Origin of the sequence: Catellatospora chokoriensis (genome assembly GCF_011297315.1) — a bacterium.
Classification (GTDB): Bacteria; Actinomycetota; Actinomycetes; order Mycobacteriales; family Micromonosporaceae; genus Catellatospora; species Catellatospora citrea.
On record NZ_JAAOTI010000033.1, the window covers coordinates 82,271 to 102,480 of the forward strand.

Sequence of the window (20,210 nt, forward strand, 5' to 3'; positions counted from 1 at the left end):
GGAGGGCGAACGATGAGCGCAGAGGATCTCGAGAAGTACGAGACCGACATGGAGCTGCAGCTCTACCGGGAGTATCGCGACATCGTGCGCCAATTCTCCTACGTGGTGGAGACGGAGCGACGGTTCTACCTGGCCAACCAGGTGGACTTGCACGTGCGCAACTCCGACGGCGAGGTCTACTTCGAGGTCGAGATGCACGACGCCTGGGTGTGGGACATGTACCGTCCCGCCCGGTTCGTGAAGAATGTCCGGGTAATGACCTTCAAGGACGTCAACGTCGAGGAGCTGGAGAAGCCCGACATCTCGCTGCCCACCGAGGGCGGATTCTGAGCATCCGGTCCTAGCACACCGGGCGCGTGATCGGGTGGTTGTCCACAACCGCCCGGTTGTCCACAGGCGTGCCCGGCAGGCCCTCGCGAGCAGGCCCCGCCGCCGGGCACGCTGCCGTCGTGAGGACTATCGCGCCCGCGGCGGCGCTCCTGCTGATCATCGGCGCATCCCTGCCGACCTCCCACGCCCACTCCACCACGACGCGCCGCGTCGTCCCGGTGGCGCGTTCCGCCGACGCGGCGCCCGGGTTGCGAGCGCCCGGCGCGTGGCGGTGGCCGCTGGCGGGCTCGCCGCACCTGGTCCGGAGATTCGATCCGCCGCCGCAGCCTTGGCTGCCGGGCCATCGGGGCGTCGACCTGGCCGCCGCCCCGGAATCGCCGGTGCTGGCCGCGGGTGGCGGAACCGTCGTCTACGCGGGGGTGCTCGCCGGGCGCGGCGTCGTCAGCGTCGACCATCCCAGCGGCCTGCGCACCACCTACGAACCGGTCACGCCGCTGGTCAAGGCGGGGGACACCGTGACCGCGGGCACGCCGCTGGGCATCCTGGCCGCCGGGCACCCCGGCTGCTCCGCGACCGCCTGCCTGCACTGGGGCCTGCGCCGTGGCACCGTCTACCTCGACCCGCTGGCCGTGCTCGGCCTCGGCAGGGTGCGCCTGCTCCCCGGCGGCCGTCCCACTCCCGGGAGATCACTGTTCGCGGGCTGAATCTGCGCGCTGACCCCACGTTCCACGAACAGCGATCATCCGCTCAGCGGCGGAGCAGGTCCGGCAGCCCGGCGGCGAAGCGCTCGTAGTCGGCGGCGTTGTTGTAGATCTGGGCGCTGATGCGGATGAAGGCCCGGTCCCGCCACCACATCACGTTGGGCTCGACCCCCAGCTCGACGCTGATCCGGGTGCGCAGCGCGGCCGTGTCGGCGAGGTCGCGAGCCGCCCCCTCGGGCAGCGGGAGCAGCCGCATCGGCACCTCCGGGCCCGGGTCGGGCAGCGTGTCCGGGTCGATGCCCAGGGCCTGCCCGAGGACTCGCTGGCCGAACGCGGCGAGCGCGACGTTGTGCCGCTGGACCGTGTCGAAGCCGTACCGGTCGAACACGGCGAGCCCGGCGGGCACGGCCAGCCAGGGGCTGTGGTCGAGGGTGCCCTGCTGCTCCAGGAACAGCGGGAAGCCGTCCGGCTGGGAGTGCGACACCACCAGCGGCACCATCCGGTCCCGCCAGTCCGGGGCGACCCGCAGCAGCGCGGCTCCCGGTGGCGCGAACGCCCACTTGTGCAGGTTGCCCACCCAGAAGTCGGCCGCCAGCCCCGCCACCGGGCGGTCCAGCATGCCGGGCGCGTGGGCGCCGTCGACCAGCAGCGGCACGCCCCGCTCGTGCAGCGCGGCGGCGATCGCGTGCACCGGGTGGCGCTGCGCGGTCGCCGAGGACACCTGGTCGACGATCACGAGACGGGTGCGCGGGCCGACCCGGTCCAGCACCGCGGCGACCGTGTCCGCCTCGGACGCGCCCAGCTCCACCGGCGCCGTCACCACGCGCACGCCGCGCCGCCGGTGCTGGTCGTCCACGGCCAGCTCGACGGCGTGGTAGCCGTGGTCGGTGACCACGATCTCGTCACCCTCGCCCGCCGCGACCGCCGCCAGCACCAGCGAGGTGCCCGTCGTGGCGTTGGCGACGAACGCGCTGCCGGCCGGATCCGCCCCGCAGAACGCCGCCGCGGCGTCGCGCGCCCGCGCCACCCGCTCCCACAGCCCTGCGGTGACGAACCGGGTGGGATTCGCGTCGTGCTCGTCGATCAGCCGCTGCCGTGCCTCGCGCACCGGCACCGGGACCGCGCCGAACGAGCCGTGGTTGAGATGCGCGACCGCCGGGTCGAGCGCGAACAGCTCGCGGGCGCCGTCCAGCGGGGCGGGGGGTACACCGGTCATGTACGCGGAGTCTAGGCCTTCCGCCCGGTCGGCAGGGGCCTGGCGAACCCGCCCCCGTGCTCGCGCAGGTGCCCGCGCAGGGCCAGGGACGGCAGCATCGCGAGCGCGGTGCGCAGGGACACCCCGGCGTCGGCGGCGATCTGCTCCGCGTACGCCCCGCCGCGCCGCGGCACCGCGTCCACCAGCTGCCGCTCCACCGGATCCAGGCCGTCCAGCGGGCGGTCCGCGCCGCGCGGCACCGGAGCCAGCTCGCCGATCCCGCCGACCTCCTCCAGCACCTGCGCCACGGTGGCGACCGGCCGCACCGGCTCGTGCGGCTCGCGGCGCAGCTCCTCATGGCAGCCCACCGACATCTCAGAGGTGATCGGGCCGGGCACCGCCATCGCGGCGCGGCGCAGCTGCCGGGCCCGGCGCAGGGTCTGCCGGGCACCGCTGCGCGCGGCAGCCTCCACCAGCACCGTGCCCCGTGACAGCGCCGCGATGACCCGGTTGCGCACCAGGAAGCGCACCTTGAACGGCGCGGTGCCCGGCGGCCACTCGCTGATGAGCAGCCCCTCCTCGGCGATCTGGTCGAACAGGGCGTTGTTGCTCAGCGGATACGGCCGGTCCACGCCGCAGGCCAGCACCGCCACGGTCGGTCCGCCCGCGGCCAGCGCGGCCCGGTGCGCGATCGCGTCGATGCCGTACGCGCCGCCCGAGACCACCGTCCAGCCCCGTTCGGCCAGCCCGTAGCCCAGGTCGGTCGCCGCGTGCCCGCCGTAGACCGTGTTGGCCCGCGCGCCGACCATCGCCACGGACCGCTCGACTGCGTCGTCGAGCCGGTGCGGGCCGCGCAGCCACACGCACTGCGGCGGGTAGGTGTCCCGGTCGATCGTGTTGGGGCCGTCGATGCTGATGTGCCGCAGATCGGCCAGCCGCGCGGGCCATTCCCCGGACTCCGGCGTGAGGATGCGCACGCCCAACCGGACCGAGCGCTCCCACAGCCGTGCGGCGAACTCCGCGGGCGGCCGCCCGCGCAGGCGCAGTGCGGCGGCCTCGGCGAGTTGCCCGCCCTCGCGGCCCGAGGCGAGCCGGTCCAGCGCCTCGACCGGTCCGTGTGCGGTGACCAGCTCGTACAGGGGGCGGCTGCCGGGTTCGACCAGGGTGCCCAGCACGATGCGGGCGTCGCGGACCGCCTGCTCGTCGGCGGAGCCGGTGGGGACGTCGAGGATGTTCATGCGTTGCCTCCGTCGCGCAGGGTCAGGGCGATGTTGATCTCGTCTTTGCCGGGCCGGTCCAGGCCCGCCAGGTCGCTCAGCGTCCAGGCCATCCGCAGCACCCGGTCGTGTCCGCGGGCGGACATCTCCCCGGTGTCCAGCCGCCGGCGCAGCCCGTCGGTGACGTCGTCGGGCAGCCGCCAGCGGCGCTGGCGCAGCACCGTGCCGGGCACCTCGCCGTTGCAGCGCGCGCCCAGCCCGGCCCAGCGCGCGGCGGCCGTCGCCCGCGCGGCGGCCACCCGCTGCGCCACCACCTGCGACGACTCGCGCACGGACGCGTCCGTGAACAGGTGGGAGGCCTTCAGCGGCGGCAGCGTCAGCCGGATGTCGATGCGGTCGAGCAGCGGCCCGGAGATGCGACCCAGGTAGCGCCGCTTCACCTGCGGTGTGCAGGCGCACCCGGAGTCGCCGGACGGGCGGGCGCACGGGCAGGGGTTGGCCGCGAGCACCAGCTGCACCTGCGCCGGATACACCACCACGCCGCGCGATCGGCCCAGCGTGACGACCCCGCCCTCCAGGGGCTGGCGCAGCGTGTCCAGCGCATGCCGGGTGAACTCGGGGGCCTCGTCCAGGAACAGCACACCCCGGTGCGCCAGCGACAGCGCGCCGGGCCGGGCCAGCCCGCTGCCGCCGCCCACCAGCGCCGCCACCGAAGCGGTGTGGTGCGGTGCCTGGTAGGGCGGCCTGCGCAGCAGCGGCTCACCCGGGGCGAGCACCCCCGCGATCGAGTGCAGGGCGGTGACCTCCAGCGAGGCCTCGTCGTCCAGCCGGGGGAGCAGGGAGGGCAGCCGCTGCGCCAGCATGGTCTTGCCCGCGCCCGGCGGCCCGAACAGCGCCAGGTGGTGCCCGCCCGCGGCGGCCAGCTCCACACCCAGCCGCCCCATCTCCTGGCCGGCGACGTCGGCCAGGTCAGGCTCCGCCCCGACCTGGCGAGCCGCCACCGCCGGCGGTTCGAGCAGGGTGCACCGGCCGCGCAGGAAGCCGATGACCCGGCCCAGGGTGTCCGCGGCCAGCACCCGCATCCCCGGCACGAGCGCCGCCTCGGCGGCGTTGCCGACCGGCACGATCGCCTTGGCGATCCCCTGTCCGGCGGCCGCGGCGACCATCGGCAGCACTCCGCGCACCGGGCGCACCGAGCCGTCCAGGCCCAGCTCGCCCAGCACCAGCACGTCGTCGAGCGCGGCCAGCGGCAGGGTGCCGGTGCCGCCGAGGATCGCCAGGGCGATCGGAAGATCGAAAGCAGATCCTCGTTTGCGGAGGTCAGCAGGGTCGAGGTTGATGGAGATGCGCTGCTGCGGCCAGCGCTCCCCGGAGTTGGTGATCGCCGCCCGGACCCGCTCCCGGGCCTCGTTCAGGGCGGTGTCGGGCAGGCCGCTGAGCACCACCACCGGCAGTCCCGCGGCGAGGTCGGCCTCCACCCGCACCAGGTGCCCGGTCACCCCTTCCAGTGCCGCGCACAGCACCATCGCGTAGCTCATCGCGAACCTCCGCTTCGCTGCGGCCCGCGCTGAGTTCCGTGCCCGCCGGCTGGCCGCGAACCTCCGCTTCGCTGCGGCCCGCGCTGGGTTCCGTGCCCGCCGGCTGGCCGCGAACCTCCGCTTCGCTGCGGCCCGCGCTGAGTTCCGGGGCCGCCGGGTCGCGCCTGCGCTCGTTCGCGCATGTCAGAACGCGCCGCGGAGGTGCTCGACGACGGGGTCGGCGTCGCGCGGCGCGTGGACGCTGACCACGTCGAAACGCACCTCGGCCGGGCGGATGCCGCTGACGGCCAGCCACTGCGCGGCCAGCTGCCGCAGCCGCCGGACCTTGGCCCGGGCCACCGCCTCGGCGGGTGTGCCGTACGTCGCACCGCGCCGGGTCTTCACCTCGCAGAAGACCAACGTGTCACCGTCGCGCGCCACGATGTCGATCTCCCCGGCCGCGCCCCGCCAGTTGCGGTCGAGCAGCACCATGCCCGCGGCCAGTAGATGCGCTGCGGCCAGGCGTTCTCCCCAGGCGCCCAGTGCCTGTGTCACCTTCGTCATGGTCGCCGAGCCAACACGGTGGACACCCCGCCCGCCACGGCGGCGGGGGTGTCGGCTGTGGACGGTGGGCCGCTTGTGGATACGCGCCTGATCATGGGTTTGATCTGTTAAGGCGGCGGCTCGTTGGCGCGAAGATGAAATCTGCTCTACGGTGGGCGGCCGTGGACGGACATGACGACTTCGCCGACTGGCCGAGCCCTTTTCGCGAGCAGCGCGGCGGCCGGGACGACCGGCGCCCAGCGGACCAGTACGCATACGACTTCGACGGGGACTCCCGCGTGCCGGCCCCCCGTTCCGGCGACAGCCGTTACTCCTCGCTGGCCGACCTGAGCGCCGGGCCCGGGCCCGGCGGCGGCCGCGACGAGCGCGACTGGGACCGCGGCGGCGACCGCTACCAGGCCCCGCCGGACCCGGACTTCGTGCCTCGCGGGCAGCGCTCCGGGCAGCCGATGCCGACGGCCGACCAGGACTTCGCCCCGCGCGGATCCCGGTCGGGCGCGCCGCTGCCCCCGCCGGACGCGGACTTCGCCCCGCGCGGCCCGCGCCAGGCCGAGCCGATGCCGGACATCGACTTCGCCCCGCGCAGCCCGCGCGAGCGCGGGCCGGTGTCGCCGCCCGCGCTGGCCGGCCCGCCGATGGGCCACCAGGACCCGATCCAGCAGCCGACCTCGACGGTCGACGCGGCCGCGGTGCGCCGCTCGGTGGCCGAGTCCGACGGGCTGTACCGCAGCAAGCGCCCGGCGCTGCTGGTGGCCTTCTGGGCGCTGGCCGGGCTGGGTGAGCTGCTGATGGTGCGCCCACTGCTGGCGGGCATGTTCAAGACCGAGGCCGGTCTGGCGCTGGCTCCGCTGCTGGCGATGACGGCCTTCCCGTTCCTCGCCCTCGGCCTGTACGCGCTGACCACGGGCGCCGCCACCGCGGTGCAGTTCCAGGGTCCGCGTGTCTGGCTGCGCACGCCGCTGGCCTACCTGCTGGTGGGTGCGGCACTGATGCTGGCCGCGGCGACCGCCTCCTGAACGGCCGACCCCGGCGTTGCCGGTGTCCCGGGCGAGGGTGACCCGGGACACCGCGTACACTTGGGTATCGCGACCACTTCACGTGGTCGACTTCGCGCGCCCTCCCGCCTTTAGAAAGGCAGGGCGGCGGCCTCCCTGGTCCCCGTTCGCGGGGTTCCACCATGGCCGACGACCGGGCGCCAGGCGGCAGCCGCCGGCTGCCGGTTCAACCAGGGAAAAGCACGGGCCTGCGCCCGTGCCGAGAGATTGGCCTACACATGGCTGTGGTCAGCATGCGCCAGCTGCTCGAGAGCGGCGTTCACTTCGGGCACCAGACCCGTCGCTGGAACCCGAAGATGAAGCGCTTCATCTTCACCGAGCGCAACGGCATCTACATCATCGACCTGCGCCAGACGCTCGACTACATCGAGAAGGCGTACGCGTTCGTCCGCAACACCGTCGCCGAGGGCGGCACCGTGCTGTTCGTCGGCACGAAGAAGCAGGCCCAGGAGGCCGTGGCCGAGCAGGCCGCGCGCGTGGGCATGCCCTACGTCAACCACCGCTGGCTGGGCGGCATGCTCACCAACTTCCAGACGGTGTACAAGCGCCTGCAGCGGATGAAGGAGCTGGAGTCGATCGACCTGACCGGCACCGCCGCGGGGTACACCAAGAAGGAGACCCTGCAGCTGTCGCGGGAGAAGACCAAGCTCACCAAGACCCTCGGTGGTCTGCGGGACATGAGCAAGCTCCCGTCCGCGGTCTGGATCGTGGACACCAAGAAGGAGCACATCGCCGTCGACGAGGCCCGCAAGCTGGGCATCCCGGTGATCGCGATCCTGGACACCAACTGCGACCCGGACGAGGTCGACTTCCCGATCCCGGGCAACGACGACGCGATCCGCTCGGCCGAGCTGCTGACCAAGGTCATCGCGACCGCGGTGGCCGACGGCCTCATCGCCCGCTCGGGCAAGGCCGCGCGTGGCGGCGACGTGAAGCCGGAGCCCGGCACCGTCGCGGCCGACGAGCCGCTGGCCGAGTGGGAGCAGGAGCTGCTGACCGGTGACAAGCCGGCCGCCGAGGCCGCCCCGGCCGAGGCTCCCGCCGCCGCTGAGTGACCCGCTGTCACACGGTGCGGGTCCCAGACCCGCACCGTGTGGTACGACTTGCGAAGTCTTCTACCAAAGAGGGAACTGATGTCCACTATTTCCGCTGCAGACGTCAAGCGGCTCCGTGAGCTGACCGGCTCCGGCATGATGGACTGCAAGAAGGCGCTCGAGGAGGCCGAGGGCGACTTCGACAAGGCCGTGGAGATCCTGCGCGTCAAGGGCGCCAAGGATGTCGGCAAGCGTGCCGGCCGCTCCACCGCCAACGGTCTGGTCGCGCACAAGGGCAACGCCCTGCTCGAGCTGAACTGCGAGACCGACTTCGTCGCCAAGAACGACGCGTTCATCGCGCTGGCCGAGCAGCTGGTCGCCCACGTCGCCGAGACCAAGCCGGCCGACGTGGAGGCGCTGCTCGCCTCGAAGATCGGTGACGGCACCGTCGCCGACCTGATGCAGGACCAGTCCGCCAAGATCGGCGAGAAGCTGGTCATCGGCCGCTTCGCGGTGCTGGAGGGCGCGGTCGCGGTGTACATGCACCGCAAGAGCGCCGACCTGCCCCCGCAGGTGGGCGTGGCCGTGCAGTACAGCGGCAAGTCCGACGAGGCCGGCGCGGACGACGCCCGCTCGGTCGCGATGCAGATCGCGGCGATGCGGCCGAAGTTCGTCACCCGCGACGAGGTGCCGGCCGAGGTCGTCGAGTCCGAGCGCCGCATCGCCGAGCAGACCGCTCGCGAGGAGGGCAAGCCCGAGGCCGCCCTGCCGAAGATCATCGAGGGCCGGGTGAACTCGTTCTTCAAGGACTTCGTCCTGATCGAGCAGCCGTCGGTCACCGACCAGAAGAAGACCGTCAAGCAGGTGCTGGCCGAGGCCGGCATCGAGGTCACCCGCTTCGCGCGGTTCGAGGTCGGCCAGGCCTGAGCCGCCCCGAGCGGAACGCACTGAAGGAGGGAGGTCGCTGGTGTCAGCCAACGGCCTCCCTTTTCCCTACCGTCCGCGGGGTCGCCGACGGTGAGACGAAAGGTCGCTGATGTCCGGACACCAGTTCAATCGGGTCGTGCTGAAGCTCTCCGGCGAGGTCTTCGGCGGTGGTGAGGTAGGCGTCGACCCGGACGTCGTGGCCGGGGTCGCCCGCCAGATCGCCACCGTGGTGCGCCGCGGCGTGCAGGTCGCCGTCGTCGTCGGCGGAGGCAACTTCTTCCGCGGCGCCGAGCTGCAGAAGCGCGGCATGGACCGGGCCCGCGCCGACTACATGGGCATGCTCGGCACGGTGATGAACTGCCTGGCGCTGCAGGACTTCCTGGAGAAGGAGGGCATCGAGACGCGCGTGCAGACCGCGATCACGATGGCCCAGGTCGCCGAGCAGTACATCCCGCTGCGTGCCATCCGGCACCTGGAGAAGGGCCGCGTGGTGATCTTCGGTGGCGGCGCCGGCATGCCGTACTTCACCACCGACACGGTGTCGGCCCAGCGCGCGCTGGAGATCCACGCCGACGTGGTGCTGATGAGCAAGAACGGCGTCGACGCGGTCTACACCGCCGACCCGCGCACCAACCCCGACGCGGTGCGGATCGACCAGATCACGTTCAGCGAGGTGCTGCGGCAGAACATCCGGGTGGCCGACGCCGCCGCGTTCAGCCTCTGCGCCGACAACGGCCTGCCGATGCTGGTGTTCGGCGCCGAGGGCGACGACACCATCGTCCGCGCCGTCAGCGGCGACAAGATCGGCACCCTGATCACCGCCTCCTGACCCCGACCCCGCCCCTGCGCGGGGTCGGACAGGCGGGGTGGGACGCCTCGCGCAGGGACGGACGTGACGGGCGGTACCCTATGGCCGCGTGGCGGACGGGTTCCGGCCGTGGCACGGGTGCGCGGGTGCGGACACGTTCCCGCGGGCTCGGACGTGATGCGAGCATCACGCCGCCGTCAGGCGGATGATCGAAGACAGAGCACAGCACGGAGTCAGTGCCCGGCGACCAGGTCGCCGCGGAACGGGGCCCACAGGCTGCCGCGCCGCCACCGGTCGGACGCGGCACACGATCAGAGACGGAGAAGCCCGTGATCGACGACACCCTCCTCGAAGCAGAGGAGAAGATGGACCGGGCGGTCGAGCACGCGAAGGAGGAGCTCGCGGCGATCCGCACCGGCCGTGCCAACGCGGCGATGTTCTCCAAGATCGTGATCGACTACTACGGCACGCCCACCCCGCTGCCGCAGATGGCGTCGATCGGCGTGCCCGAGCCGCGCATGGTGATCATCAAGCCGTACGACGCCTCCCAGCTGGGGGCCATGGAGCGGGCGATCCGCGACTCGGACCTGGGGGTCAACCCGGGCAACGAGGGCAACCAGCTGCGCATCCTCGTGCCGCCGATGACCGAGGAGCGCCGCCGCGACATGACCAAGGTCGCGCGGAGCAAGGGCGAGGACGCCAAGGTCGCCATCCGCAATGTGCGCCGCAAGGGCAAGGAGGAGCTCGACCGCATCGTCAAGGACGGTGAGGCGGGCGAGGACGACGGACGCCGGGCGGAGAAGGAGCTCGACGACCTGACCGCCAAGTACGTGGCGCAGATCGACGAGCTCATCAAGCACAAGGAAGTCGAGCTGCTCGAAGTCTGATGAGCGAGCCATACGACGCGGACCCTCGCCGGTCCGGCGCTTCCCGGGCGCGGCAGCCCTACGATGCCGCGCCCGACGCGTATACCGACCCCTCCGACCGGCCGGCCGAGGACTCCCGCGGCGGGCGTCGCCGCCGCGAGGACGCCTCCGCACACGCCGAACACGGCGCCGCGGCGGGCTACGGCGACCCGGGCGACGACGGGACCGGCGGACACGACCAGGCCGGCACGCCCGGCGGTGCCGCCGACGGTGACGAGAACGAGCCGGCCGCCAGGGACTACGGCCGCGCGGGGCGCAACGTGCCCGTCTCCATCCTGGTCGCGGTCGGCCTGCTGCTGGTCATCCTGACCCCGCTGTTCTTCTTCAAGCCGCTGTTCCTGGTCATCCTGGTGGCCGCGGCCGGGCTGGGCATCTGGGAGATGACGCGGGCGCTGCGCACCTCCGGGGCGCGTCCGCCGCTGATCCCGCTGCTCGGCGGCGGCGTGGCGATGATGTGCCTGGCCTGGTTCTCCGGCGTGGACGCGCTCAGCATCGGCCTGCTGATCACCGTGCTGGCCACGATGGTGTGGCGGATGGGCGACGGCCCGGCCGGTTACCAGCGGGACATGGGCGCGGCCGCGCTGACCATGGTGTACGTCCCGTTCCTGCTCGGCTTCGCGGCGCCGCTGACCACACCCGCGGACGGGCAGTGGCGGATCCTGGCGACGCTGGCCGCGGTGGTGCTGTCCGACACCGGCGGGTTCGTGGCGGGCGTGCTGTTCGGCAAGCATCCGATGGCGCCGACGATCAGCCCGAAGAAGTCCTGGGAGGGCTTCGCCGGCTCGATCATCGCGACCGGTGCGGGCAGCGCGGCGATCCTGTGGGCGCTGCTGGACGTGGCCCCCTGGAAGGGCGTGCTGTTCGGCATGGTGGTCTCCGTCGCGGCGGTGCTCGGCGACCTCGCCGAGTCGCTGCTGAAGCGAGACCTCGGCATCAAGGACATGAGCAACATCCTGCCCGGCCACGGCGGCATCATGGATCGACTTGACTCGATCGTGTTCGCGGTGCCGACGGCCTACCTGTTGCTGTCCGTGCTCGCCCCTGTGGCGTGAGGTGAGACACAGCGCGCGGCGCAGGTGGGCGTGGCACGACCGCGAGCAGCACTGTTGGCACCATCGAGGGCTGTCGCCCTCGTGTGAACGTGGGACACTGGACCAGTCATGACGAGCCTTCCGCTGATTTCCGTTACCGATGGTGACGGCGCGACCGCGCGCCGTTCCTCCATGCCGCCGCGCCACCTCGCCGACCTGGATCTCGCCGGTCGGCGCAGCGCCGTGTCCGACCTCGGTGAGCAGGCCTTCCGCGCCACCCAGCTGTCGACGCACTACTTCGGGCGCCTGGAGCGCGACCCGGCCGGCATGACCGACATCCCGGCCGCCGCGCGCGAGCGCCTCACCGAGCAGCTGCTGCCCAAGCTGCTCACCCCTGTCCGAGAGCTGGCCTGCGACGACGGCGAGACGCGCAAGGCGCTGTGGCGGCTGCACGACGGCTCGCTGGTCGAGAGCGTGCTGATGGGGTATGGCGACCGGGTCACGGTCTGCATCTCCAGCCAGGCCGGCTGCGGCATGGCGTGCCCGTTCTGCGCGACCGGCCAGGCGGGGCTGACCCGCAACCTGTCCACCGCCGAGATCGTCGACCAGGTGGTGTACCTCGCCGGGGTCGCCCAGTCCGGGGTGATGGGCGGCGAAGCACGCCGGCTGAGCAACGTGGTCTTCATGGGCATGGGCGAGCCGCTGGCCAACTACAACCGGGTCATCGCCGCCGTGCGCCGCCTGACCAGCCCCGCTCCGGAGGGCCTGGGGCTGTCCCAGCGGCACATCACGGTCTCCACGGTGGGTCTGGTTCCCGCGATGCGGAAGCTCGCGGAGGAAGACCTCTCCGTGACTCTTGCGCTCTCGCTGCATGCGCCCGATGATGACCTTCGCGACGAACTCGTGCCGGTGAACCAACGGTGGAAGGTCGCCGAAGTGCTCGACGCCGCGTGGGCGTATGCCGCCCGCACGGGACGCCGGGTCAGCATCGAGTACGCCATGATCAGAGACGTGAACGACCAGCCGTGGCGGGCTGACCTGCTGGGTCGCCTGCTGGCGGGGCGGCTGGCGCACGTCAATCTCATCCCGCTCAACCCCACACCGGGCAGCAAGTGGGACGCCAGTCCCAAGCCGGTGGAGCGGGAGTTCGTCCGGAGGTTGCGTGCGGCCGGAGTGGCCACTACGGTGCGTGACACCCGGGGACGCGAGATTGACGGCGCATGTGGACAGTTGGCTGCGAGCGAGGTTGAGGGATGAGCGAGCCCTGCGAGCGAATCTTGAAGCCTTCGACTCATGGCTGCGTGCGAGCGCAGCGAGGAGAAGACATGAGCGTTTACAGGATTGAGGTTTCGGCGTGAGCTCGCATGGTCAGCGGTTCCGCCGCCGGGCGGTCCGTCGCGGTTACAAGGTCGACGAGGTGGACACGTTCCTCGACCGGGTGGAGGCGACGCTCAACGGCGCCCCGGTCGGTCCCGAGGTGAGGTCGCAGGAGGTCCGGGACGTCGTGTTCCGGGTGCGCTTCGGCGGATACGACGAATGGCAGGTCGACCTGCACCTCGACCGGGTCGAGCGGCAGCTCGCCGAGCTGGAGGAGCGTCCGGCCGCCCCCGGTCGCGGCGCCGAGCTGCGGGCCGGCCTGGGCGGTCCGACGCCGGCCCCCGCGCCCGTGCCCGACCGGATGGGCCCGCCGCCCCCGCCGCTGCCGACCCGCACCCCGGCCGCCAACGCGCCGACCGGCGCGCTGCCGCGCTACGAGCAGCCGCGCTTCGACGAGCAGCCCTCGTACGCGGGCCAGAGCTCGATGGGTCCCGGGCCCGGCAGCCAGCAGCAGGCTCCCGTGGTGCCACCCGGCCCGCAGGGCAGCTTCGACGGCTTCGGCGGCGGTCACGGCCGCGCCGACATGACCAGCGAGATCCGGATGGAGCGGCCGCAGCCGCCGCGTATGCCGGAGCCGCCCCGCAACGAGCCCCCGCGCGTCGACCCGTACGGGCCGAGCAGCGGTTTCGGCTCCGTGACCGCGCAGCAGCCGGTGTACGGCGGCGCGCCGCAGCGCGGCGGGTACGACAACGACGCGACGAACACGTTCGGCGCGGTGCCCCCGGCCTCGGCCAACCCGTCCACGTACGGTGGCGGCGGCGGTTTCGCGCCCCCGCCGCCCCCGCCGCCGGCCGCGCCCGCGGGCCCGGCGTACACGGGTGAGCTGGCCCGGGTGGACCAGCTGCGGCGCACGTTCCAGCTGCGCCGGTTCGGCAGCGGCTACGACCCGCAGCAGGTCGACCGGCTGTTCGAGAGCGTCCTGGGCTCGCTGTCCGGGCGCACCGGCGGCACGGTCAACGAGGGCGAGCTCGACGCGGGCCGCCTGAACCTGGTGCCCGGCGGCTACTACGAGGCCGAGGTCGAGCAGGCGCTGCGCGAGGTGCGCGACATCGTCGGCCGGCGCTGACCGCAGACAGCACGACGGCCCCGGCCGCAGCCCTCACGGGCGCGGCCGGGGCCGTTTCTTGCCAGGTCAGTCGCGCAGGCCGTTGCGGCGCAGCACGACGTCGATGATCATGATCGCGGCGAGGATCCCGGCGATGCCGATCAGCCAGATGGACTCGACATTGCCCTCGTGGTTGCCGAACAGCATCAGCAGCAGCATGACGATCACCACGGTCCCGGCGATCCGGGCGGCCTTCACCGGCGTGGGAGCGTGCTGGTCGGGCGAGGTTACCGGCTCTTCTGCGGCCACGATCAGGTCCTTCTCTCTCGACTCCAGGCCTCCGCCGACGGCGCGCGTCGCGGTGGCGGCAATACAGTTTGGCATGGCGTGATCCAGAGCCCGGGGGGAGTCCGGCATCCCACGGGCGAGGTGGCGGTGGGCGAGCCCACCGGAGCGCTCAGGTAGCGTCTATCAGGTCCACTACGGGGCGAGAAGGGAATCGGGCAGTGCGGATCACCGGTACGGGACACGCCAGCATGCGGATCGACACGGCGGCGGGTTCGATCCTGTGCGATCCGTGGGTGAACCCGGCGTACTTCGCCTCGTGGTTCCCCTTCCCCGACAACTCCCAGCTCGACTGGGAGCACCTCGGCGACGTCGACTACCTGTACGTGTCGCACCTGCACCGGGACCACTTCGACGCGGCGCACCTGAAGCGCTTCGTGAGCAAGAAGGCCACCGTGCTGCTGCCGGAGTACCCGACCTCGCAGCTGGAGGACGAGCTGCGGGCACTGGGCTTCACGAAGTTCTTCAAGACCGTGTCGGACGAGGTGCACGAGCTCGACGGCGGCCTGAAGATCATGATCCAGGCGCTGATCTCGCCGACGGACGGCCCCATCGGCGACTCGTCGCTGTGGGTCGAGCACGACGGCGTACGCGTGCTCAACCAGAACGACGCCCGCCCCACCGACCTGATCCGCTTCACCGAGCTCGGCCACGTGCACGCGCACATGCTGCAGTTCTCGGGCGCGATCTGGTACCCGATGGTCTACGAGCTGCCGCAGGCTGCCAAGACGGCGTTCGGCAAGCAGAAGCGCGAGCGGCAGTACGACCGCACCTGGCGCTACATCGACGACCTCAAGGCCTCGCACGTCTTCCCGATCGCGGGCCCGCCGTGCTTCCTCGACGACGAGCTGTGGCAGTTCAACGACATCCACGGCGACGAGGGCAACATCTTCCCGGACCAGTCGGACTTCGTGCGGGAGTACGCCAAGGTCGGCGGGACCAACGGCGTCGTGCTGCTGCCCGGCTCGGTGTCCACGCTGACCGCCGACTCGTGTGACACCACGCACCCGGTGGCGGACCTGGACGAGTTCTTCGCCCGCAAGGAGGAGCACCTCAAGGCGTACCAGGAGCGGCAGCGGCCGGTCATCGAGCGGGAGAAGGCGTCCTGGTCGCACCCGGAGATCGACGTGCTGGCCGGCATGAAGGCGCGCATCGAGCCGCTGCTGGACGAGTCGGTGCGGCTGGCCCAGGGGGTGGGCGGTCCGGTGCGCTTCGACCTCACCGACCCCGCGGGCGAGCTGGTCGAGTCGATCCTGGTGGACTTCCCGAACAAGGAGGTCCGGATCGCCGCCGACGAGAAGGTGCGCTATCGCTTCCGGACCGAGCGCCGGCTCATCGAGCACCTGCTGCACATCGACGAGGGCGACTGGGTGAACTCGCTGTTCCTGTCCTGCCGCTTCTCCGCGGCGCGGATCGGGCAGTACAACGAGTTCGTGTACGCGTTCTTCAAGTGCCTGTCCGAGGAGCGCCTGCAGTACGCCGAGGGCTGGTACGAGTCGCAGCGGCCCGACGCCGAGGACATCACGGTGGACGGCTGGTCGTTCCAGCGCCGCTGCCCGCACCTGAAGGCCGACCTGACCCGGTTCGGCATCGTCGAGGGCGACCAGCTCACCTGCCAGCTGCACGGCTGGAAGTGGAACCTGGCCACCGGCCGCTGCCTGACCAGCGTCGGCCACGAGATCCGCGCCGAGAAGGCCGGGCAGCCGGCGGCGGGCGCGCAGGACCAGCCCGCCGCGACCCCGGCGGGGTAGCCGCCGGGTCGGCGAGTCCTCGGCCGCCGCTGCCGTGAACCGCCCCGATCAGCGGCACTAGCCCCTGATCCGGGCGGCTTCCGTGCCTTCCCGCGTCAGGCCATGAAGCCGACGCGGTCAAGGCCGGGTCTCCCGTCACCGCGCCACAGCTCGGGCCGTTGGCGTTTATGCAGGTCAAGCCAGGGTTGGCGGGGCGAGCGGGGACGCCGGCGGGTCGGGGACAGGTCTCCAACCTTCCCAGTGAATAGCAAGACAGCGATAAACATAAGTCTTCAAATATTCATAATCGCTGTATACGTTCCTCCAAAACACAGTTCCGGCGGGTCCTGCCACGAGCCACGAGCCAGTGCCGCCGGCCTGACAGGGGAGGAACCAACCATGAAACGTGCCCGCACGTTCGTGCTGGGTGTCGCGGTGCTGCTGGCCGGCGCCACCGCCCTGCCCGCGGCCGCCGCCGCGCCACCGGAGGCGGCCGTGCTCGCCGTCAGCGGCGAGGTCGTGGCCGACAGCTACGTCGTGGTCCTCAAGCCCGGGGCCGACGTCTCCGCCGCGACCGGCCTGGCCGGGCGGCACGGGGCGAGCCTGCGCAAGACGTTCCGGGCGGGCCTGCGGGGCTTCTCCTTCAGCGGCAGCGCCCTGGCCGCCCGCCGCATCGCCGCCGACGCGTCCGTCGCCTACGTGCAGCCCAACATGGTCCACCGGGCGAGCGCCACGCAGTCACCCGCGACCTGGGGCATCGACCGCATCGACCAGCGCAACCTGCCGCTGAGCAACTCCTACACGTACGCCAACACCGCCTCGTCGGTGCGGGCTTACATCATCGACACCGGCATCCGGTTCGCGCACAGCGAGTTCGGCGGGCGGGCCGTATCCGGGTTCGACGCGATCGACGGCGGCGCGGCCGACGACGCCAACGGCCACGGCACCCACGTCGCGGGCACCGTCGGCGGGACCACGTACGGCGTGGCCAAGGGCGTGACCCTGGTCGCGGTGCGGGTGCTGGACGCCGAGGGCAGCGGCACCACCGAGCAGGTCGTCGCGGGCATCGACTGGGTGACCGCCGACCACGACCCGGGCGAGCCCGCGGTCGCCAACATGAGCCTCGGCGGCGGCGCGGACACGGTGCTGGACAACGCGGTGAAGGCGTCGATCGCCGACGGCGTCACGTACGCCATCGCGGCCGGCAACGGCATCCTGGGCATCTTCGCGGCCAACGCCTGCAACTACTCACCCGCCCGGGTGCCCGAGGCGATCACGGTGTCGGCGACGCAGAACAACGACAGCAAGGTCTCCTGGGCCAACCGGGGCACCTGCGTCGACATCTTCGCGCCGGGCGTGAACATCACGTCGTCGTGGTTCACCAGCAACACGGCCACCAACACCATCAGCGGCACCTCGATGGCGACCCCGCACGTGACGGGAGCGGTCGCGCTGTACCTGCAGAACAACCCGGGCGCGACGCCCGCCCAGGTGCAGTCGGCGCTGATCGCCAACGCCACGACCGGCGTCGTCGGCTCACCCGGCAGCGGTTCCCCGAACCGCCTGCTCTACACGGGCAACTTCTAGCCACCCAGCATCCCGGCGCGATCACGACCCCCGGACCGCGCCGGGCCCCGGCAGGGCGTGCCGAGGGGGCCGCCTTGCGAAGACGTCGGCCTGTCCCGTCGAGTGTTTCGCGGCCTCGACGGAACAGGCCGACGTCCCTTACGGCGTCACATCTTGATGCGCTCGTTCTTCGGGTCGTAGAGGGGGCGCAGGGAGGCCGTGGCGGGGTAGATGCGCTCGGCGATCTCCACGGTCCACGTGCCGGCGTCGATCCAGGCCTGGTCCAGGGGCACGTCACCAGCGTCGATCATGGCGAGCCCGACGGCTCCGCCCAGCGTGTGCCCGTACGACGCGGCTCTGATGTAGCCCACCGGCACCCCGTCGCGGCGGACCACCTCGGCGTGGAACATCATCGCGTCGGGGTCGGTGACCAGGATCTGCAGGAGCCTCCGGCGCAGCGGCCCCTCGGCCCTCTTCGCCAGCACCGCTTCGCGGCCGATGAAACCGCCCGGCTTGTCCAGCGCGACCGCGAACCCGAGCCCCGCCTCCAGCACCGAGTCGGTGTTGTCGATGTCGTGGCCGTAGTCGCGATACCCCTTCTCCATCCGCAGGCTGGACAGCGCCTTCAGGCCCGCGTGCCGCAGCCCCAGCGGCCGCCCGGCCTCGACCAGCCGGTCGTACGCGTGCACCGCCTGCTCGGCCGGGATGTACAGCTCGTAGCCCAGCTCGCCCAGGTAGGTGATCCGGATGCACAGCGCCCGCGCGAACCCGAGGTCGATCTCCCGGGCGGTGCGGAAGGCGAACGCCTCGTTCGACATGTCCGCCGTGGTCACGGCGGCGAGCAGCTCCCGCGACCGGGGCCCCTGGATGTTGATCTGGGCGTACGCCCCGGTCATGTCGGTGGCGAACGCGTGCGCCCCGGTCGCCTCGAAGTGCCGGCGCATCCGCGTCTCGACGTGCCGGTGCGCGGTGTCGGAGGCGACCACCCAGAACCGGTCGTCGGCCAGCTTGGTGACGGTCAGGTCGGCCTCCAGCGTGCCGCCCTCGTTCAGCCACTGGGTGTACGTGATCGTCCCCGGCTCGCCGTCGACCCGGTTGGCGCTGAGCCGCTCCAGTGCCGCTCCCGCGTCCCGCCCCTGCACGAGGAACTTCGCCATGAACGACATGTCCATGAGGATCACGCCCTCGCGGGCGGCCCGGTGCTCGGCGGCCCAGTTCCCGAACCAGTTCTGCCGCCCCCAGGACAGCTTGGCGACCTTGGGCTCCTGGCCCTCGGGGGCATACCAGTCGGGGCTCTCCCAGCCGCTGACGTCCTTGAAGTAGCCGCGCTGCGCGCGCAGGCGCTCGTGGATGGGGGAGAGCTTGGCGTCGCGGGCGGTCTCCATGGACTTGCCCGGGTAGTGCGGCGCGTAGACCATGCCCAGCGACTCCACGGTGCGCGTCGCCCGGTAGGCCGGGTTGCTCTGGTACGTGTGCAGCCGGTCGATGTTCATGCCGGTCACGTCGATGTCGGGGCGGCCGTTGAGGATCCAGTGCGCCATGGCGCGGCCGATGCCGCCGCCGGTCAGGATGCCGATCGAGTTCAGGCCCGCCGCGACGAAGTAGTTCTTCAGCTCCGGGGCCTCGCCGAGGATCGGGGCCAGGTCGGGGGTGAAGCTCTCCGGGCCGCAGAAGAACTTGCGCACGCCGACCTCGGTCGAGATCGGGATGCGGGCCATCGCCTTCTCCAGGTACGGCGCCATGCGGTCCCAGTCCGGGGGCAGCTCGCCGAAGGAGAACGTGTCCGGGATGCCCTCGACCTTCCACGGCGCGCACAGCGCCTCGAACAGGCCGATCATGAGACCGGCGCCCTCCTCGCGGAAGTAGCCGTACGACGACGGGTCCTCCAGCACCGGCAGGTCGCCGTGCATGCCGTCGATGGGCTCGGTGATCAGGTAGTAGTGCTCGGCGGCCTGCAGCGGGATGTTCACGCCGGCTTTCTCGCCGAGCTGGCGGGCCCACATGCCCGCGCAGTTGACCACGAACTCGGCCTCGATGTCGCCGTACGGCGTGCGCACGCCGGTGACCGTGTTGCCCTGCTTCAGGAAGCCGGTGGCGGGCACGTTCTCGATGATGCGTACGCCCTGCAGACGGGCGCCCCTGGCCAGCGACATGGTGACGTCGACCGGGTTGGCCCGGCCGTCCTCGGCGACGTAGAACCCGGCCAGCACGTCGTCGACGTTCGCGAGCGGGAACAGGCCCTTGACCTCGCCGGGGGAGACCTCGTGCACGTCCACGCCGCACAGCCGGTTGAACGCCGACACCCGGCGGTACTCCTCCAGCCGGTCTGCGTCCGTGGCGACCTGCACGAACCCGACCTGCTTCAGGCCGGTGGCGAGGCCCGTCTCGGCCTCCAGCCGGCTGTACAGGTCGCGGGTGTACTTGCGCATCTCGGTCGACGTCTCCGACATCGAACCGAAGGTGACCATGAGACCGGCGGCGTGCCAGGTGGTGCCCGAGGTGAGCTTGTCCCGTTCCAGCAGCACCACGTCTTTGCAGCCCATGTGCGCCAGGTGGTACGCGATGGAGGTGCCGATGATGCCGCCGCCGACGACCACCACGCGGGCGCGCTCGGGCAGCTGGGGACCGGATGTGTTGCTCGTCATAGCGCGCGAGCCTACCTTCCTGACCCGCCAATCAGTCACCCGCCGCCCACCCCACCCCCCACCTGCCCCAACCCGCCCGCCCGGCGCCCCACCGCGCCGCAACTCTTAAAGAGTCGCGGGCTCCGGGCTGCCCTGAGGCCGCGACTCCTGAAGAGTTGCGGCGGAGGGGGCGGGGGCGGCGGGCGGGATCGGGGCGG

General features: G+C 72.0%; 18 protein-coding genes. 12 read left to right on the plus strand and 6 right to left on the minus strand.

What is annotated here, in order from left to right; genetic code table 11:
• Positions 1–12: 12 nt before the first annotated feature.
• Both HAV39_RS35585 and HAV39_RS35590 read left to right on the plus strand, forming a co-directional pair.
• Entirely contained in the window at positions 13–330 is a 318-nt protein-coding gene (locus HAV39_RS35585; protein WP_020523399.1) for a DUF2469 domain-containing protein, read from the plus strand.
• 119 nt (positions 331–449) lie between these two features.
• Complete coding sequence (locus HAV39_RS35590) at positions 450–1,034, plus strand: murein hydrolase activator EnvC family protein (protein ID WP_191843550.1); 585 nt, start codon at positions 450–452, stop codon at positions 1,032–1,034.
• Between the two features lie 43 nt (positions 1,035–1,077).
• Here HAV39_RS35590 and HAV39_RS35595 read toward each other — a convergent pair whose 3' ends face one another.
• From HAV39_RS35595 to HAV39_RS35610, 4 genes are all read right to left on the minus strand, one after another.
• Positions 1,078–2,247, minus strand: coding sequence for an aminotransferase class V-fold PLP-dependent enzyme (locus HAV39_RS35595; RefSeq protein ID WP_191843551.1), 1,170 nt, complete (start codon positions 2,245–2,247; stop codon positions 1,078–1,080).
• Between the two features lie 11 nt (positions 2,248–2,258).
• Positions 2,259–3,464, minus strand: a complete 1,206-nt coding sequence (gene dprA, locus HAV39_RS35600) for a DNA-processing protein DprA (protein ID WP_191843552.1) — start codon at positions 3,462–3,464, stop codon at positions 2,259–2,261.
• Positions 3,461–4,981, minus strand: a complete 1,521-nt coding sequence (locus HAV39_RS35605) for a YifB family Mg chelatase-like AAA ATPase (protein WP_191843553.1) — start codon at positions 4,979–4,981, stop codon at positions 3,461–3,463. The genes dprA and HAV39_RS35605 overlap by 4 nt, the downstream gene beginning before the upstream one ends.
• Before the next feature lie 183 nt (positions 4,982–5,164).
• Entirely contained in the window at positions 5,165–5,524 is a 360-nt protein-coding gene (locus HAV39_RS35610; protein ID WP_191843554.1) for a YraN family protein, read from the minus strand.
• A gap of 161 nt (positions 5,525–5,685) precedes the next feature.
• On the opposite strand from HAV39_RS35610, the gene HAV39_RS35615 reads away from it, so the two are divergent.
• The 8 genes from HAV39_RS35615 (at position 5,686) to HAV39_RS35650 (ending at position 13,748) form a co-directional block, all read left to right on the plus strand.
• Positions 5,686–6,540, plus strand: coding sequence for a hypothetical protein (locus tag HAV39_RS35615; RefSeq protein ID WP_191843555.1), 855 nt, complete (start codon positions 5,686–5,688; stop codon positions 6,538–6,540).
• 257 nt (positions 6,541–6,797) lie between these two features.
• Positions 6,798–7,634 carry a 30S ribosomal protein S2 gene (gene rpsB / locus HAV39_RS35620; protein ID WP_191843556.1) on the plus strand — a complete coding sequence of 279 codons (837 nt, stop codon included), beginning with the start codon at positions 6,798–6,800 and terminating at the stop codon, positions 7,632–7,634.
• Positions 7,635–7,712: 78 nt separating this feature from the next.
• On the plus strand, positions 7,713–8,540 hold the full coding sequence (gene tsf, locus HAV39_RS35625; RefSeq protein ID WP_191843557.1) for a translation elongation factor Ts: 828 nt from the start codon (positions 7,713–7,715) through the stop codon (positions 8,538–8,540).
• Between the two features lie 109 nt (positions 8,541–8,649).
• Positions 8,650–9,369, plus strand: a complete 720-nt coding sequence (pyrH, locus tag HAV39_RS35630) for a UMP kinase (RefSeq protein WP_120318522.1) — start codon at positions 8,650–8,652, stop codon at positions 9,367–9,369.
• A gap of 308 nt (positions 9,370–9,677) precedes the next feature.
• On the plus strand, positions 9,678–10,235 hold the full coding sequence (gene frr / locus HAV39_RS35635; protein ID WP_191843558.1) for a ribosome recycling factor: 558 nt from the start codon (positions 9,678–9,680) through the stop codon (positions 10,233–10,235).
• Positions 10,235–11,326, plus strand: coding sequence for a phosphatidate cytidylyltransferase (locus tag HAV39_RS35640; RefSeq protein WP_191843559.1), 1,092 nt, complete (start codon positions 10,235–10,237; stop codon positions 11,324–11,326). Before frr ends, HAV39_RS35640 begins: the two co-directional genes overlap by 1 nt.
• A gap of 108 nt (positions 11,327–11,434) precedes the next feature.
• Positions 11,435–12,562: a dual-specificity RNA methyltransferase RlmN gene (rlmN, locus tag HAV39_RS35645; protein ID WP_191843560.1), complete on the plus strand. Its 1,128-nt coding sequence runs from the start codon at positions 11,435–11,437 to the stop codon at positions 12,560–12,562.
• A gap of 97 nt (positions 12,563–12,659) precedes the next feature.
• On the plus strand, positions 12,660–13,748 hold the full coding sequence (locus HAV39_RS35650) for a DivIVA domain-containing protein (RefSeq protein ID WP_191843561.1): 1,089 nt from the start codon (positions 12,660–12,662) through the stop codon (positions 13,746–13,748).
• Between the two features lie 66 nt (positions 13,749–13,814).
• On the opposite strand, the gene HAV39_RS35655 is transcribed toward HAV39_RS35650, so the two are convergent.
• Positions 13,815–14,036 (minus strand): DUF2631 domain-containing protein, encoded by a 222-nt coding sequence (locus HAV39_RS35655; protein WP_239120742.1) that lies wholly within the window; start codon positions 14,034–14,036, stop codon positions 13,815–13,817.
• Between the two features lie 203 nt (positions 14,037–14,239).
• Between HAV39_RS35655 and HAV39_RS35660 the strand changes: the two genes are divergently transcribed.
• Together HAV39_RS35660 and HAV39_RS35665 are read left to right on the plus strand one after the other, a co-directional pair.
• Positions 14,240–15,823, plus strand: coding sequence for a Rieske 2Fe-2S domain-containing protein (locus tag HAV39_RS35660; RefSeq protein ID WP_191843572.1), 1,584 nt, complete (start codon positions 14,240–14,242; stop codon positions 15,821–15,823).
• A gap of 378 nt (positions 15,824–16,201) precedes the next feature.
• Entirely contained in the window at positions 16,202–17,389 is a 1,188-nt protein-coding gene (locus HAV39_RS35665) for a S8 family peptidase (RefSeq protein ID WP_191843562.1), read from the plus strand.
• A gap of 146 nt (positions 17,390–17,535) precedes the next feature.
• Here HAV39_RS35665 and HAV39_RS35670 read toward each other — a convergent pair whose 3' ends face one another.
• Positions 17,536–20,013, minus strand: a complete 2,478-nt coding sequence (locus tag HAV39_RS35670; RefSeq protein ID WP_191843563.1) for a GcvT family protein — start codon at positions 20,011–20,013, stop codon at positions 17,536–17,538.
• Positions 20,014–20,210 lie beyond the last annotated feature (197 nt).

Excerpts from the sequence above, each read along its gene's own strand:
- HAV39_RS35585 (WP_020523399.1), top strand. The coding sequence starts at position 13 with ATGAGCGCAGAGGATCTCGAGAAGTACGAGACCGACATGGAGCTGCAG.
- HAV39_RS35595 (WP_191843551.1), bottom strand. The coding sequence starts at position 2,247 with ATGACCGGTGTACCCCCCGCCCCGCTGGACGGCGCCCGCGAGCTGTTC.
- dprA (WP_191843552.1), bottom strand. The coding sequence starts at position 3,464 with ATGAACATCCTCGACGTCCCCACCGGCTCCGCCGACGAGCAGGCGGTC.
- HAV39_RS35605 (WP_191843553.1), bottom strand. The coding sequence starts at position 4,981 with ATGAGCTACGCGATGGTGCTGTGCGCGGCACTGGAAGGGGTGACCGGG.
- HAV39_RS35610 (WP_191843554.1), bottom strand. The coding sequence starts at position 5,524 with ATGACGAAGGTGACACAGGCACTGGGCGCCTGGGGAGAACGCCTGGCC.
- rpsB (WP_191843556.1), top strand. The coding sequence starts at position 6,798 with ATGGCTGTGGTCAGCATGCGCCAGCTGCTCGAGAGCGGCGTTCACTTC.
- tsf (WP_191843557.1), top strand. The coding sequence starts at position 7,713 with ATGTCCACTATTTCCGCTGCAGACGTCAAGCGGCTCCGTGAGCTGACC.
- pyrH (WP_120318522.1), top strand. The coding sequence starts at position 8,650 with ATGTCCGGACACCAGTTCAATCGGGTCGTGCTGAAGCTCTCCGGCGAG.
- HAV39_RS35640 (WP_191843559.1), top strand. The coding sequence starts at position 10,235 with ATGAGCGAGCCATACGACGCGGACCCTCGCCGGTCCGGCGCTTCCCGG.
- rlmN (WP_191843560.1), top strand. The coding sequence starts at position 11,435 with ATGACGAGCCTTCCGCTGATTTCCGTTACCGATGGTGACGGCGCGACC.
- HAV39_RS35665 (WP_191843562.1), top strand. The coding sequence starts at position 16,202 with ATGAAACGTGCCCGCACGTTCGTGCTGGGTGTCGCGGTGCTGCTGGCC.
- HAV39_RS35670 (WP_191843563.1), bottom strand. The coding sequence starts at position 20,013 with ATGACGAGCAACACATCCGGTCCCCAGCTGCCCGAGCGCGCCCGCGTG.